This window comes from Ornithinibacillus halophilus (assembly GCF_900129485.1).
Classification (GTDB): domain Bacteria; phylum Bacillota; class Bacilli; order Bacillales; family Amphibacillaceae; genus Ornithinibacillus; species Ornithinibacillus halophilus.
Window position 1 is genome coordinate 1 of record NZ_FQVW01000056.1, and the last position, 16,308, is coordinate 16,308.

The following is a 16,308-nucleotide window of genomic DNA, read 5'->3' on the forward strand; positions in this document are numbered from 1 at the left end:
TTAAGACGAGAGCTACCGTAACCGATACGACTTCTCGATGACGGTAAACTCGACACGAAGGCGAATGCAGTTTCTCTTATCAACAGGGATAAAAAAACGCCTGGAAACCTTTAGTTTCCAAGCGTCTACTCTCTTACCAATCTATTTATTTGGTACTTCTACTAATAATTGTTTGTTAAAGAAATATAAATATGTCTCTTTCACCGGCTGCTTCCAAATACGTTCAATCGCATATTTGTAAAGTTTCATTTGCGTTTCGTAACGCTGTACTAGTTTATTTTTAACTGCATCGGTTACATCGTCTTCCCAAATGATGTCTGTTTTATAATCAAGAATAATCCAGCCATCATCTTTAGGTATTAAACAGTCCAACACCCCTTGAATAAGGATATGTTCATTTTTACTTTCCCAATTTGCATACACTTCTTTTGCAGGAAGTGTAATACTAAATGGTACTTCCCGGTGGATTTTTGGCATTTCCATCATGTACATAGCAATATCAGTATCAAAGAAGCGAACCACTGCCTCAACATCGATGGCATCTGCTTCTTGTCTTCGAATAACTTCTTTTGCCACTAAGCTCTCAATAAATTCTTGAATTTCAACAGCCGTCATACGTTTTGTGAATGGAATATGCTGCATAACCGTATGCATAGCTGTTCCCTTTTCAGCTGGGGATAATTTCTTTTCCTTTTGCATAAATACTGGTTTTTTCACAATTGGAGCCTTAAATGGTTGAACAATTTGATCAGCACTATATTCATCTTTTATTTCACGTTGACGCTTAATTTCGGTTACAGTTTGCTTTGCGCGTGAACGGGCTGCTTCCTCATATGGGTAAACAAACGATAATCTGTCACTAACGAATGAATCCAAGTCTTTATCTTCTAATTCTAACGGTTTCCAAGCATCAATTTGTTCTCGAAGCTCTTTTTCATCGTCCATATTTGACTCATCTAAATTCGTTAAGTCACTGCCATGTAAGATCGTAACATCCCATTCAGATGGATCCACTCGTATTTCATCTAACACTGCATCCTCTAACTCCTCTGTTCGAAGGATTTCGGATTGCTGGTGACGAATTAACGCTGGTCCAACCCAATCTAAATATGATTTGGATGTAATACGTAGGTGGGCCGGTAGTATCCATTCCGTATGATGTAACATCGATTGCCATTTATCAATCTTTTTATCAATCGAGGCGACATTTCCAATCATCACAAGTTTTTCCTTTGCTCTTGTCAGTGCTACATATAACACTCGCATTTCTTCTGCAAGTAGTTCCCGACGTTTTTGTTCTTTAATTGCATCATAATAAATGGTCGGATAAGTTACTCGTTTTATCGGATCAATATACTGACTACCAAAGCCAAGGTCTTTATGCAATAAATATCGCTTTTTCAAATCCATCATATTAAACTGTTTATCCATCGCACCAAGAATTACAATTGGAAACTCAAGTCCTTTACTACTATGGATAGTCATAATACGAACTACATCTTCCTGTTCACTTAATGCTCTTGCAGCACCTAAATCCTTCTTTCTCTCTTCCATTCGCTCAATAAAACGTAAGAAACGGAAAAGTCCACGGAAGGAAGTGGTCTCATAGCTTCGTGCCCGGTCATACAATGCTCGTAGATTAGCCTGACGCTGACGTCCACCTGGCATTCCACCAACAAAATCATAATAACCCGTTTCACGATAAATATCCCAAATTAATTCTGATAAAGCCCCTTGTCTGGAGGCCAAACGAAATTGCTCTAACATATCAATAAACCGATGCACTTTATCAGCTAAAGGATTCTGGTTTTCTTGATAATATTTTTTCAATGCATCATAATACGTATTTTTCCGATCAGCTAGCCGAATACTTGCAAGTTCATTTTCATTTAAACCGACTATTGGTGATTTAAGAACCGATGCTAATGGAATATCCTGACGTGGATTATCAATTACTTTTAATAGGCTAAGCATAATTTTTACTTCTATTGCATCAAAGTAACCAGTCGATAATTCAGCATACACTGGAATTCCTTGCTTCTTCAGTTCATCGACAATTGTAGGTGCCCATGTCATGGAACGCAGCAATATAACAATATCCCGATATTGCACATCACGTTGTTTTTCTAATTCCTTATCAAATACTTGTAATGTGTCTTTATCTTTTTGTCCAATCCATCCTTTAATTTTCTCAGCATAAGCACGAGCTTCTAACTGAGCCTTTTCAAGGTCAAGATAATTTTCCTCTTCTTCTGAGGAATCATTCTCATCCTCATTTTTCTTCTCATTTTCCTCTTCAGGCTTTTCTCGATCGATAATGATAAGTTCAGGATTTGGTTCTGTATATGGTAATTCATCATACATTTTATTCCCGTAAATCAGTTCAGCATCCTCATCATAATCAATTTCTCCTAAGTCCTCATCAAGGATTTGTCTAAAAATATAATTTGCCCCAATAAGGACCAATTCTCTACTTCTAAAGTTACGTGCCAAGTCAATACGTTTTGCTACATTATCATCCATAGCAAATCGTTTATATTTTTTTATAAATAAGGATGGTTCTGCATGTCGAAAGCGATAAATACTTTGTTTAACATCCCCTACCATGAACATATTCCCTGGCCCAACTTGGTCACTCATCATCGTTAAGAGTGTTTCCTGGACTAAGTTTGTGTCTTGGTATTCGTCAACTAAAAGCTCACTAAATTGACTTTGTAAACCTTTTGCTACACTAGATGGAACTGACTTTTCCATCGTTGAAGAATCATCCATTAATAATTGCAGGCAGTAGTGTTCTAAATCTGAAAAATCAACTACTGCTTTTTCTTTTTTCAGCTTTGTAAATCGCTGTTTAAACTCTTTAACAAGTTCTGTTAAGGATTGAATGACTGGAGCAAGCTCTCGCATGTCTTCAATATGATTTGTTAAATTACGACTAAACCAATTGCTTTGCATCGATTGCCAACGTTTTTTATAGCCATCTCGTAGATTTTTCACTTTTGTCTTCTTTTCTTCACTACACTCAGATCGCTTGCCAGATAATTTTACAAAACTGGCAGAGTTCATAAATGCTTGTAAGCTATCCCATGAATCAAGTAATGAATAAGCTTCTTCTACCATTGCTAGATCACTTTCTAAGGCTTCAACATATTGCTCTGGCCCATCAATGCTTTTGGACAAGGTAAGCGCTAAATTAATTTCTTGCTGTATTCCTTCTAATTTATTACGAACTTCCCTTTTAATAATCGATAACCAAGTTAAATCGTCTTCCTTCCAATTCTCAGGAACCCGATATACATCAGCTAAACTGTCGAGCCAGTAATCTGGCCATGGATTTTGAATCGCAAATGTATACAGTTCTAATACAAGCTCTTCCACATCTGCATCACTTCTGTCACTTGAAAAACGGTCAACAACAGCAAAGAACTTCTCTTGTTCTTCTCCTTCTTGGGCATACCATTCTTCAAATAAATCATCGATTACTTCTTGTTGCATTAGGTCGGCTTCCATATCAATTGCAATACGAAAACTTGGATCAATATCTAATAAATATGCATATTGTTTTACAAGATCTAAGCAGAATGAATGAAGCGTTGAAATCGATGCTCTTTGCAATAAAGACAACTGCTTCTTCAAGTGATTCGATGTTGGATCCTTCTCTAGTGCTTTTTCTAATGCGATTCCAACTCTTGTTCGCATTTCTTGAGCAGCTTTATTAGTAAAAGTAACGACCAGAAGGGAATCGATATCTACTGGATTATCTTTTTTTAATAGCTTTTGAATAATACGTTCTACAAGAACAGCCGTTTTTCCGGAGCCTGCAGCTGCAGCAACAAGGATATCACTACCCTCTGTATAAATGGCCTCTTCTTGCTCTTTTGTCCATTGAACCAAAGTAATTCCCTCCCGCTTACACTTTTTCTTCACGAAGTTTCTCTAATATTTCATCTTCAGGTATATCTTTTAACTTACGAAAATCATTTGTTTCTAAAGTTGTATCAAATTGACAAACGGATAAGAACGGACAATACGTACACGCAATATTTTGCTTGTGTTGATATGGGTTTAAGTGAACTCCCCCTGCCGTAATGTCGATTCCAGCCTGCATCATCAATTGGTGAATATGTTGTTGCAAGCTATCGAATGTATCTTGACTAGCGACTTTGGAATTTTTATAAAATCCACCTTTTTTATTTACGGCCACTGGAAGCATATCACTCCACCCCGTATCTAGAGTGGTATCCATCAATCGCACTACCTGCTCTTCAGCAAGCAGCATCCCCTTCATTTTGTACTTTTTAAATAGTTCCTGTTCTAGTTCATCTTCCGTTATGTTTGGTCGGTTCGTAATCATTGGATTATGAACATGAAAATATAGTACTCCAGCTGGGGTTGCTTTTTTATTTAGCCAGTGTTCTGACTGAGATAGTACCACATCAAGATATGTTAACATTTGTAATGCTAGTCCATAATACACTTCTAGTAAATTCAAGCCTCGTTCACTGGATTTGTAATCGATAATGCGCAAGTACAATTGTTCATCTTGAATCGCTTTATCTACCCGGTCGATACGGCCTCGTAGCATAATTTCAAATCCGTTCGGTAAATTCAACGTAACTGGTTTTAATTTATCGTTATTCGAGCCAAATCCTAATTCCAATCCAATCGGTGAAAAATCACTCTGCCTCGCTTGTTCACTTAAAATAAACGTTGCTCGTGCTATTACTTCTTGTAATTTTCGTTGAATGTATTGATAACGACTGGAACTATGAAGAATTTGATGCTGCAGTATTGGTGCTAAATTCGTAACTGCTTTTTCTGCATAGGAATTCGTATCTTCCACCCTTAAGTCTGAGAAATCTCTTCCTTCTTCTTGGATCCATTCTGTAATAATACGTAGGGCTTCGTGGAATAGATTTCCTATATCAGGCGCATCTAACTTATACGTTTTTCTTTCATCTAGACCAAGACTGTATTTAGCATAATGTTGATAAGAACAACGATAATAGGATTCTAGTCGTGATACACTTGCTTTTAGTTGTTTAGGGTATAATTCCTCCACTGTTTCTTGTGAAATATTAGATGGTGTATTTTCATAAAACAAACTTTGAAGTACGGTGTATGTTGTATCGTATTTCAAATGATGTTGCATATACCAGTTAAGTACATGCCACCAAACGGTTTTGACTGGATACCCTTTTCTACTTCTAGCTAACTGCGCTGTTAAAGCAGCTCGCGTTTTGACTGGAGTCGTTATGAAGCGATCTGCCTCGAACAAATCATCTGGATCTTGAAGCAATAGATGCTCACTATTCTGTGGAAATAAATCTTCCACACGCTTAATTAATTGGGAAGGCATCTTTGCTTTTCCTTCTTCATCACTTAAAGGATAACTTACCCATAAATAATCTTTAGCAGCTGTAAAGGCAAGATACATGTAAAACCAATCATCAAGTAACTGCCTCTTACTTGTATCTGCTAATTGTAATCCATGGTCAGCCAATAACTCTCGCTCAGACTCATCAATCATTCCATCTGCAGGTGGTTTTAACGGCCACACACCTTCATTTACTCCAAGTAAAAATGAACATTTAATATCACTGATACGTGAACGGTCAATTGTTCCAACGATTACGTGGTCAACACTTGGTGGAACATGGGCAAATTTTAAGGACTCAAATCCTGCATCAAGTGTTGCTCGATACGTTGATAATGACATTTCTTCTTCCCCTGCCATTTCAACAATTTCATCAAACAACTGGATAATTGCATTCCAAACTTGCTCTTGCTCACGTCCCTTGGATAGTTGTCCATTTTCATCAAATAATTCACGTGTTTTTTCTAAACGTGTTGGTGCATCTAAGTCTTCCAATAACGTATAGGTCACTTCGCAAAATTCTTGGACCGTCTTCGCTTGTCTAATTTTTTGATCAAATTCTTTTAATCCATGTACTACTTGTTTTTTATAACGATTAATCCGCTGTTGAATTTTTCTTTCTTCATCCGTTTGTGCTGCTTGGTCAAAACCACGGAAACGCTGAAAAACCCATTCTTTATCTTCTAACCATCGATTTCTAGAGCGAATGCCATACTCCAATACATAATTTTCTAATTCATCAATGGCATCGTTAGTCAGTGGAAATTCTTCATCTGTTGCTGGAATGAAACCAGTTTTTAGCACTCTGAAAACAGCATCATAACGCCAGTTTCCTTCCACCACATCAAGACAGGAACGAATAAATTCGATGAGAGAGTGATTCAGCATTGTTCGCTTCTCATCAACGAAAACTGGTATATTATAATCCTCAAAGATTGTACCTATTAAATCTTGATACGTTTCTGTTTGGCGAATTAAGATGGCAATATCTTGGTAACGGTAATTCTCCTCACGAACCAAACGCAGTATCTCTTGCGCTACCCCTTCTACTTCAGCCCTCGGATGAACAGCTTCTGCTATTTGAATAGGTGCTTTTCCTTCATATTTAGGAGCTGGTCTTACATCAAAATTTTTCTCCATATGAGCAAAATACGGCCTGTCCATAAACCTACCTGTTTCAGGGTCTAATGTAATGGTGTCCTCAATTTGTATGTGATTTTCCGTCGCCAATGCTTTTAACGTATGATACGTTTCCTTCGTTTGATAAAATAAATCCAGGTCGGATATTTGATCTGATTCTGGATCATCTACTGTCAAAGTTACCGTTACTCGGTTACATTTTTTTAATAACGTCTCAACGACAACTAATTCTTTAGGTGTAAATCGGTGAAATCCGTCAAAGTATATTTCTGCACCTTCAAGAAAAGTTGCTTCATTGATTTTTTCAGCTAATAATTGTAACTGGTCCTCACCATCAATGTATTGACTTTGTAAAGCTTGAACTAAACGATCATAAATATATACTAGATCCTTCAGTTTATTAGCTAAAACCTCTTCTCCTCGTTCCTTGTGCGTATACTGATCAATTTCAGCAATTTGCATTTTCAATACTTCTGGTGTTACCTCATAACGTTTAAATTCAGTGATCATCTTTTCAAGTTGATTTAAAAATCCTTGCTTTTCCATGGCTTTTTGAAATACTAGCCAATCACCTTTTTTTTCTTCAATTATTTTACGAAGCATCATCTGAATTCCAACTGAGCTAATAAACTGTCTTGTTCCTCCACCAGTTTCCTGTAGCACTCGCCAAGCAAGCCTTGAAAAGCTAGCCACTTGTGTGCGAATACTTCCTTGAAATCCTTCATCTCTAAAAAGATCATATTCCATTTCAAATGTCATTTGGTCTGGAACGATATAGAATATTGGTGGTCCTTGTGGATCTCTCGTTGATTCTTCTCTAATTTCCTCAAAGGTCTGCTTGCTTTTTTCTGTACCTGATCTCCCTAAAATAAAACGGAGTCCCATGCTATCACTCCTTCATTACAGTCATTTCCTATTGCATTATTTTTTACAATCAATCGAACTATACTAACTAAGGAAAAAACTCCTATCTATGTAGAGACAGAAGTTTTCCTATGTTATTCTTTTTCTAAATTCACTTTCGCTTTTTCTGCATCAATGGCTTTTTTGTGTAATCGTTTCTCGATATATTTACCAATCATCCAAAACAGTACAATACATACTCCAACTACAATAGTTCGAATTGGGTTTTGTGCAAAGGAAACAATGCTTGATCCTATAAACGTAATCGAAAAGATCATGACTGATTTTCCGAGAAGCACTGCTAAAATAAATTGCTGTATACTTATTTTTGATAAACCAGAAACAACATTAATTACAGATGAAGGCGAAAACGGAAAACACATTAATAAAAACAGCGGACCAAATCCGTGCCGTTCCAACCAAGCCGTTACCTTCTTTACCTGCTTATTTCTTCGAATCACTACGAATATTTTTCGATCCCCTAAGTTACGAATAATTAGAAATACTAAAATCGCACCCAGACTTGATCCAGCCCACGATAATAAAAATCCTTCTAATAATCCGTAAGCAGCCCCATTTGCCATGACAAAAACGACTAAAGGCAAAAATGGCAAAAATGCTTCAATAAATGGTAGCAATATACCAGGTAATGGTCCTAAACTCTCGTATTCACTTAATAATTGCATGATGTATTCATCTAGTTTGTCATTATCAAGAGCAATTCTCCAGTCTGTGATGATACTCAACAAATACATGTAGTCAATATCTCCTCATCTTATGTACAAACGTTTATTCTTTCTCTTCTATACTTATATTTTAATCTAAAGTAAATAATATGCCTAGTAATAAGTAGAAAGTTTTGTTTGCCCCATTTCTTTTCACTTTTATTTTTTAATTTAGTGTATTTTTTATTGTTTTTGTAGTATAATAGAACAAACGTTCTTATTGTGAGGTGTGTATTATGCGGTATCTAACTGATGAGGAAATTAACTTAGCATCTCGCTTCCTCTTTCTATCCATGGCGTTAATTGTCATCAAACAAGATATGGAACAAATTAAAAATGGTGCTTTTAAAATAAAAGAACCTTATATAAAACTATTAGAAAACATGAACTCTGAAGCATTACTTGAGCGAAGACGATTAAGAAAGGAAATGGAAGATAAAGCGATTCAGGTTGTCTTATTAAATAAAAATGATTCGTTTTCCTCATACCTTTTTACTTGCAAGGGTCGTGAAGAACAAAGAAATTACTTCAACCCAGCCATCCGAAAAAAAGTAGAAGCAATTGTACGGGAACTTATGCATAAGGTTTCGACTTCTGAGCCACCTTCTGCCGTTGCAAATACCTAATTCGATTGTCTAATAAATAACGGAACTGTGCCGTTCGTTGAATTTGATTCATCATGGAGCCAAATGAGGTTGGAATAATAATGTGTTTCCCATTTTTGAAAACAATCTCTGTTCCTTGGTTCATTGCCCGTTTCACTTCATCAATATGGGAATGGGCAATCCATGAACAGTCTGGATTAGTTGGTGAACTGGTAGGAAAAAAGTACATTCCGCTCACTGGATCAATAGAGATGGGGGCTTTATGAGTGATTCCACAAATATCTCTGGTCCCATCTTGCCTTCCTCTAAGACTTGACCCAAAGAACTTGCAGGCATGGTCAACCATTCGACTAGGTGTAACATCAACAACATATTCCGTTTCTTCTTCTAATACACATGTAATGATATTGCCGGATTTATCTTGGTGAGCTAAGACAGCTAAAGTATAGGGAGTAATTTCGTTAACTGGGGTTATATAATCATTCATCATAATGAAACATCCTTTCACTTTCAGGTGAAAAGAATGGGGCTTACTTATTAATTTATCAAATTTTCAGTTAAAAAGAAACATAATTTTGCATTTTTTTCAATTATTCCTATTTTTAGCTGTCTATTTTTGTTAAATCCTGCTCTCCAGGTAACGATGAAGATTTTTCTTCTTTAGAACGATCATTTTCACCAGTATTAAATTCAGGATTTAATAATGTAAATGTTTCTAATTCTGGTGTCTTTTTTTCATTATTACTCATACGCAATCATCCCTTTCCTTCATAGTATTGTTAAAAAATACCTATTTTATGCGATGAAAATAGAAAAACCTGGTATTATTAACCAGATTTTTCTAATATCTTATTGTGTTACTTGATCACGAAGTTGACGACGTAAGATTTTACCTGTTGTATTTTTTGGTAACTCATCTAAAAACTCAATTTTGCTTGGTACTTTATATTTTGCTAGATGTGCTTTACAGAATTCAACTAAGTCCTCTTCTGTTACTGACTTATCTTTTAAAACAACAAAGCTTAATACAGCTTCCCCTGTGTTTGAATCTGGTACCCCTACAACGGCTACTTCTGCCACTTCTGGATGACTATAAAGAACTTCTTCCACTTCTCTCGGATAGACATTGTAACCACCAACAATAATCATATCTTTTTTCCGGTCAACAATGTAAAAATATCCTTCATCATCCATACGTGCCATATCACCAGTGTATAACCAACCTTCTCTTAAGGCTATTTGGGTTTCCTCTGGCATTTTATAATAGCCTTTCATTACGTTAGGTCCACGAACGACTAATTCGCCAACTTCTCCTACAGGTACTTCTTCTCCAAATTCATCCACTACTTTATTTTCTACATTCACAATGGATGCTCCAATAGAGCCAGCTTTTCTTGGACGATCTAATGGATTAAAACAAGTAACAGGAGATGCTTCAGACAGCCCATACCCTTCAGAAACCATAACATCAAATGTTTTTTCAAATTGGGTTAATAGAGCTACTGGCATCGCGGCTCCACCTGATATACATAATCGAAGACTAGAGAAATGCTGTGTATTCCCCTCAGCAGTTTGCAACAGGTAATTATACATTGTTGGTACACCGGCAAATACAGTAGCTTGGTGTTCACTAGCCATACGAAATACTTCTTGTGGCGAGAATTTTGGTAATACTAAAATCGTTCCACCATTCATTAGAGGTGCATTTAACGCAACAGTTAAGCAAAAAACATGGAACATAGGTAGCGCAGCAATTACGCGATCTTCCCCATTAATCTTTAAGTAATCTGCTACATCTTTTGCATTAGAAAATAGGTTCTTATGTGTTAACATAGCCCCTTTAGGTTTACCAGTCGTACCTGATGTGTACAAGATAATTGCCGTATCCTCTTCATCTATGACTGGTTTTGTTGTTAATTCTGTATTCCCTGTTTGAATTAATTTTGTAAAAGATAATAATTTCGGTGATAAAGGATGGCTGTCTAAATCGACATCTTCACCGCTTTCACATGATATGTAATGCTCAACTTTTGGCAATTGGTCTGCAATGGCTGTGAATTTCGGTAATAGCACATCCATTGTAATAATCCCTTTCACATCTCCATTATCTAGGATATAAGCCATTTCATGTGGAGTATACAATGGGTTAATTGGAATAACCACTGCTCCAATTCGCAATGCTCCATATAAACTAATTATAAAATACGGGCTGTTACCTACGACAAGAGCAATATGGTCTCCTTTCTTATAACCTAGTTTTTCTAATTGTGATGCGAATCTCTGTACAGAAACTTCTAATTCATAATAGCTCGTTTCCTTGTCTTGGAAAACATAGGCTGCTTTTTTCGGTTGATTCTTTGCTGTCAGGGTCAATTGGTCTGTTATGTTCACGTTCTCCCTCCTTAAGTAATGAATGAATAATCATTCATAATACAGCAAAAAAATAGCCGTCTCCTGTTTGTTAGAAAACGTACTAATTTTTCTACAATTTCAATTATAATGTAGAGTCAGTATGTTTTCAAGTGGAAGCGTTAACATTACTATTGATGTGTAAATAGTTAATTTTCAATATGATATAATAATATAAAATTATCTTAATTAAAAAGGAATTAATGAAGGTGTGTATGTTATGGGGCTAGAATCTATTATTTTTCCACCAACCTACCTTAATAGAAAGAAGTTACGAAGCCATGTTAACCGGAAAACCATTTTAATTACTGGAGCTAGTTCTGGAATAGGTGAAGCATTAACCTATCAACTAGCTAATTATAGTTGCCATTTAATAATCGTAGCTAGAAGGGAAGAAAAATTAAAGAAAATAAAAGAGAATCTAAATAAATTTCCTGCTACTGTTAACATCTATAAGGCTGATTTAAGAAATGAGCATGAAATGGAAGGCTTATTATCTCTCTTACATGCCCTACCTAATGGACTAGATATTATCGTTAGCAATGCTGGAAAATCTATTAATAGATCAATCTATGATTCATTAGATCGGTACCATGATTTCACACGTACAATGAACATTAATTATTTTGCACCTGTGAACATCTTGCTTTCTACGATTCCACTATTAAAAAAGAATAACGGACAAATTATCAATATTTCAACCATCAATGCTTTATTGGCACCAGTTCCATACTTTGCCGCTTATCAGGCCTCCAAATCTGCATTCGATGTTTGGTTACGATCGGTGAGTTCAGAATTAACTACTGAAGGTATAGCTACAACTTCTATCTACCTCCCACTAGTTAGAACACCAATGATTCAACCTACTATAGCATATCGATCAATGCCAGCAATGTCACCAGAAAATGTTGCTACAATCATCTGTAAATCTATGTATACTCGTAGAAAAAAATATCAACCATGGTGGTTAATATTTGGACAAATTCTTTCTGTATTTGCAAGAAGACTAACGATCCTTCCCAAGAAGGAGAAAAAAGAATGAGACTGATTAGACTTTTTTATGTACTTTATAAAATTAAATTATTATCACCTTTGAGTATATATAGATTAATTACTTCGATTTTAAAAAACGGTCTTAACCTCATGACTCTCTTGGATTTTGCGGAAAAGAAATATTCTAATAAAATTGCACTAGTCGATGATCAGGAATCCATTAGTTACCACCAACTTCGTTCAGATGCTATGAAACTTGCTATTGGATTCAGTGAAAACTATCAAATTCAAAAAGGGCAAAAGGTTGGTTTTTTATGTAGAAATCACGCATCACTAATAAGAGCACTTTTTGCTGTTTCCAGAATTGGTGCCGATATTTATTTATTAAATATTGAAATGGGAAAGCAACAGTTCATCAATCTCGTTGAAAGCCATAATTTCGACTGCTTAATATACGATGAAGAAGCCAGTTTATTAATTAAGGAATCTAATTACTCGAATAGAAAAATTCTTAGCAATCACCCATCTTTACCTTCTATACATAGTTTAATAAATTCACCTGTCATTGAGAAAAAGGCTATGCCCAGAACTTCTGGTAACAGAATTGTTTTACTAACTAGTGGCACAACTGGATCGCCAAAAGCTGCAATCCACCGTACATCCTTATTTAATTATCTAAATCCGTTTGTTGCATTTATTAAGCGATTAAAGATATTGGACTATCACACTTCCTATGTTGCTACACCTATCTTTCACGGTTATGGGTTTGCGGTGTTTCTATTATTTATTCCATTAGGGAAAAAGTCAGTAATTACTAGTAAATTTGAAGCCAAAAAAGCAACCCAACTAATTCATGACCACAATGTAGAGGTCATCAGTGTTGTTCCTACTATGGTACAAAAGTTGCTGCGGCAAAATATAGAAGCTTTACATTCTATTAAAGTAATTGCTTCAGGTGGTGCCAAATTAAGTCCAAAATTAATTGCACAAACATCAAGCAAATTGGGAAATGTGCTATTTAATTTGTATGGTTCTTCAGAGGCTGGATTGAATTTCATTGCCACTCCAGATGATTTGGCCCTCTCCCCCAATACAATTGGAAAGAAGATTAACGGATTAAAAATACGCATACTTGATAATGACTTGCAAGAAGTAGATACTGGATTGATTGGCCAATTGTGTATAAAAAACAAATGGTCAATGAGCACAAAGAATAATACTTGGATTGAAACGGGTGATTTAGGATATTGTAATCAGATTGGATACTATTTTATAAGTGGCAGAGCAGACGACATGATAATTTCTGGTGGAGAAAATGTTTACCCAATAGAAGTGGAAAAACAAATCATGAAACATCCTCTCATTGAAGATGCCGCAGTAATTGGTATTTCCGATGAAGAATTTGGTCAACGTTTAGAGGCCTATGTGCAGCCAATGAGTGGTACAGCACTTTCGGAAGTTGAACTTCTGGAGTGGCTACGCTCCTCCAGTATTGCCAGATATGAAATGCCAAAGAGTATCGTTTTTGTGGAGGAATTGCCTTATACATCGTTAGGAAAACTGGATAGAAAAAGGTTGAGATAGGGTTGGTTGCTGCTTATAGATCCTCTGGCTGAGCGGACATTTATTCCGCTATTTTTGATTATTTGCTGGATTTCTAAGTTTTTCGGACATATATTCCTTTATTGGTCTTATTTTGCTGTTATTTCAGCAATTTTCTCAGGTTTAACGGAACAAATGTTCGATGCCCCCTGCAATTCTAGTGTTTCGGAAAAATAACGGAACGGATGTCCGACGCTGGTGGAACCTCGATCCATGCGGACATTAAAAAAATCCGAACTACGTCAAATCCCCTTGAAATAGTTCGGATTTATGATTAGTAAAGCAAGCTAATGAATTCTTCTTTAGTAACTCGTCCAAGATAATGAGCTACATTAAAGTCTTCCAACGCTTCTTCGATTGCTTCTTTAGAATGGCGAACACCGATTAATTGTTTTTCTAAATCTACAATTTCTCCTAGACCAAAGAAGTCACCATAGATTTTACAATTTTCGATTAATCCTTTATTCACATCTAAGCGTACATCCACAAGTCCACCAGGGAATTTCTTCGTTTCTTGGAAGTTAAATGCAGGGGATTTCCCATAGTTCCACTCCCATTTTTGATAACGTTCTTCAGAAATTTTATGGATATTTTTCCAATCTTCTTCCGTTAGTTCATAACGAGGTACATCTTTCACATCATCAACTTTAAATACATGCTTTAGAATACGCTCTTTAAACTCTTCCATCGGAATCTTTTCATCTAAGAATTCAGAGATGTTTGCAACACGACTTCTAATTGATTTGATACCTTTTGATTCGATTTTTTCTTTCTTCACTTTAAGTGCTTTAACAACATTCTCTATTTCTGAATCCAGCATTAATGTTCCATGGCTAAACATTCTTCCTTTAGTTGAGAACATTGCATTACCAGAAATTTTACGTCCTTCAACAGCAAGGTCATTTCTCCCTTGAAGCTCAGCTGGAACACCTAACTCATTTAGGACATCAACAAGTGGTTTCGTGAATTTTTCAAAGTTATGGAAGCTTTCTCCATCATCTTTTGTGATGAAACTGAAATTAAGATTTTGCTCATCATGGTAAACAGCGCCACCACCTGAAAGACGACGAACAACTTTAATCCCATTTTCTTCTACATAATCTGTATTAATTTCTTCAATTGTATTTTGGTTTCTACCAATGATGATAGAAGGTTTGTTAATATAAAACAAAAGGTATGTATCTTTCTCACCAAAGTTCTGTAAAATATATTCCTCAATTGCTAGATTAATCATTGGATCTGTGATACCTTGATTATCGATAAATTTCATGAGACACCCTCCTATTTTTCATTCCATTTACTAGTTTAATGGAAAAAATAATGGTATTCAAAGAAAACCTCTTTTCAGCGCTATTTTTCCCAGGTTAATCCCTCCTTCGCTAATTGAATAGGTCCATCATAAATTTCACTTGCTTCCTCAATTAACAATTCCCTCTGACCATATTGTGGCAAGTGACTCAATATTAATTGGCCAACATTTGCTTCCTTTGCAATTGTTGCTCCTTCTCTGCTAGTCATATGGCCTGCTTTCGATCCATCTTGGTCTCCATAAAAATTACAATCGGTGATGAGTAGGTCAGCATCCTTGCTAAAATCAATCCATTCCCGCTTAAATGTTGTATCCGCTGTATACACTATTGTACTTTCACCATCCGTAATCCTCATCCCATAACAAGGAACAGGATGATTCGTCTTCAAAAATGTAATTGAAAACGGTCCAATTTCTAATTTACCTTCTGGGTCATATGCCAAGCCCTTTGTACACTCATGAGTCAGTGATTCAAATTTATTTTCATTTTCCGTATGACCATAGATTGGTAATATTTCTTTTTCACCTGTTACATAAGACTGTACCAACCAAGCATATTGAAGAACACCAATATCAGCAATATGATCCTGATGATAATGAGAAATAATAACAGCATCTAAATCCATAAAATGCTTGTAGTTTTGTAACCTAGACAGGGACCCACTTCCAGCATCAATTAGTAACGTGTAACCATCTTTTTCTAACAAATAAGAGGATGTCGCACTATTTGCCATTGGAAATCCGCCCCAATAGCCAATTACAGTTAATTTCAAATTTTTCACCTCATTTTTGATTTTTGTTGTAACACAGTGTTGACTTTTTTCATACTGTTATAATACAATATAATTATCAACTCAAAGGGGGAGCCACATGTTAAATCCACTTGAATTTTTCAGAAACCTACCTAAGAAAAAGTGCCACCAATGCGGTCATGACATGGATGAGAAAGCAGATTGCTACGGCAACGTATGTGATGAATGCGATCATCCAGCACGATAACACCATACTAACTGTATTATAACACCTAACCTTCTTTTCTATATCCAACTATCACTACGGTAGTTGGACTTTTTTATGGATTTGTTTTTGTATACTTTTCAAGTTTATTGTTCGTGGTTAATTTGTTTAAGGTTATCGAGATGCCATCGATTACCGTAGGACTTGTGGTTCCTTTCCTACCGGCATCGAGAACGCTCTTCGGTTACCGTAGCTCTTACTTTTCTTTTCCTACCGGCATCGAGAACG

The 16,308-nt window shown here is 36.0% G+C and carries 12 protein-coding genes; 4 read left to right on the plus strand and 8 right to left on the minus strand.

All coding sequences use genetic code 11. From position 1 onward, the window contains the following. Positions 1–141 precede the first annotated feature (141 nt). The 3 genes from addA to BUB12_RS15430 form a co-directional block, all read right to left on the minus strand. Entirely contained in the window at positions 142–3,894 is a 3,753-nt protein-coding gene (gene addA / locus BUB12_RS15420; protein ID WP_072891802.1) for a helicase-exonuclease AddAB subunit AddA, read from the minus strand. 16 nt (positions 3,895–3,910) lie between these two features. Further along, entirely contained in the window at positions 3,911–7,402 is a 3,492-nt protein-coding gene (gene addB / locus BUB12_RS15425; RefSeq protein WP_072891803.1) for a helicase-exonuclease AddAB subunit AddB, read from the minus strand. A gap of 113 nt (positions 7,403–7,515) precedes the next feature. Beyond that, complete coding sequence (locus tag BUB12_RS15430; protein WP_072891804.1) at positions 7,516–8,175, minus strand: TVP38/TMEM64 family protein; 660 nt, start codon at positions 8,173–8,175, stop codon at positions 7,516–7,518. Between the two features lie 206 nt (positions 8,176–8,381). Here BUB12_RS15430 and BUB12_RS15435 point away from each other — a divergent pair, with 206 nt between their 5' ends. Beyond that, entirely contained in the window at positions 8,382–8,771 is a 390-nt protein-coding gene (locus BUB12_RS15435; protein WP_072891805.1) for a YhjD family protein, read from the plus strand. On the opposite strand, the gene BUB12_RS15440 is transcribed toward BUB12_RS15435, so the two are convergent. From BUB12_RS15440 to BUB12_RS15445, 3 genes are all read right to left on the minus strand, one after another. Next, positions 8,719–9,240, minus strand: a complete 522-nt coding sequence (locus BUB12_RS15440) for a competence protein ComK (protein ID WP_084063374.1) — start codon at positions 9,238–9,240, stop codon at positions 8,719–8,721. The two genes, BUB12_RS15435 and BUB12_RS15440, sit on opposite strands and share 53 nt — an antisense overlap. A 112-nt stretch (positions 9,241–9,352) precedes the next feature. Continuing rightward, positions 9,353–9,499, minus strand: a complete 147-nt coding sequence (locus BUB12_RS17765; RefSeq protein WP_159431589.1) for a hypothetical protein — start codon at positions 9,497–9,499, stop codon at positions 9,353–9,355. 100 nt (positions 9,500–9,599) lie between these two features. Beyond that, positions 9,600–11,141 (minus strand): fatty acid--CoA ligase family protein, encoded by a 1,542-nt coding sequence (locus tag BUB12_RS15445; RefSeq protein WP_072891806.1) that lies wholly within the window; start codon positions 11,139–11,141, stop codon positions 9,600–9,602. A 238-nt stretch (positions 11,142–11,379) separates the two neighbouring features. Between BUB12_RS15445 and BUB12_RS15450 the strand changes: the two genes are divergently transcribed. Continuing rightward, positions 11,380–12,201 carry an SDR family NAD(P)-dependent oxidoreductase gene (locus BUB12_RS15450; protein ID WP_200801093.1) on the plus strand — a complete coding sequence of 274 codons (822 nt, stop codon included), beginning with the start codon at positions 11,380–11,382 and terminating at the stop codon, positions 12,199–12,201. Continuing rightward, the gene (locus BUB12_RS15455) at positions 12,198–13,736 is read left to right on the plus strand and encodes an AMP-binding protein (RefSeq protein WP_200801094.1); all 1,539 of its coding nucleotides are present in this window, start codon (positions 12,198–12,200) and stop codon (positions 13,734–13,736) included. The genes BUB12_RS15450 and BUB12_RS15455 overlap by 4 nt, the downstream gene beginning before the upstream one ends. 292 nt (positions 13,737–14,028) lie before the next feature. On the opposite strand, the gene BUB12_RS15460 is transcribed toward BUB12_RS15455, so the two are convergent. Continuing rightward, positions 14,029–15,024 carry a lipoate--protein ligase gene (locus BUB12_RS15460; RefSeq protein WP_072891808.1) on the minus strand — a complete coding sequence of 332 codons (996 nt, stop codon included), beginning with the start codon at positions 15,022–15,024 and terminating at the stop codon, positions 14,029–14,031. 80 nt (positions 15,025–15,104) lie between these two features. Continuing rightward, complete coding sequence (locus tag BUB12_RS15465) at positions 15,105–15,836, minus strand: MBL fold metallo-hydrolase (RefSeq protein WP_072891809.1); 732 nt, start codon at positions 15,834–15,836, stop codon at positions 15,105–15,107. A 97-nt stretch (positions 15,837–15,933) separates the two neighbouring features. Between BUB12_RS15465 and yhfH the strand changes: the two genes are divergently transcribed. Beyond that, positions 15,934–16,062 (plus strand): protein YhfH, encoded by a 129-nt coding sequence (gene yhfH / locus BUB12_RS15470; protein WP_072891810.1) that lies wholly within the window; start codon positions 15,934–15,936, stop codon positions 16,060–16,062. The last annotated feature ends 246 nt before the right edge of the window (positions 16,063–16,308 follow it).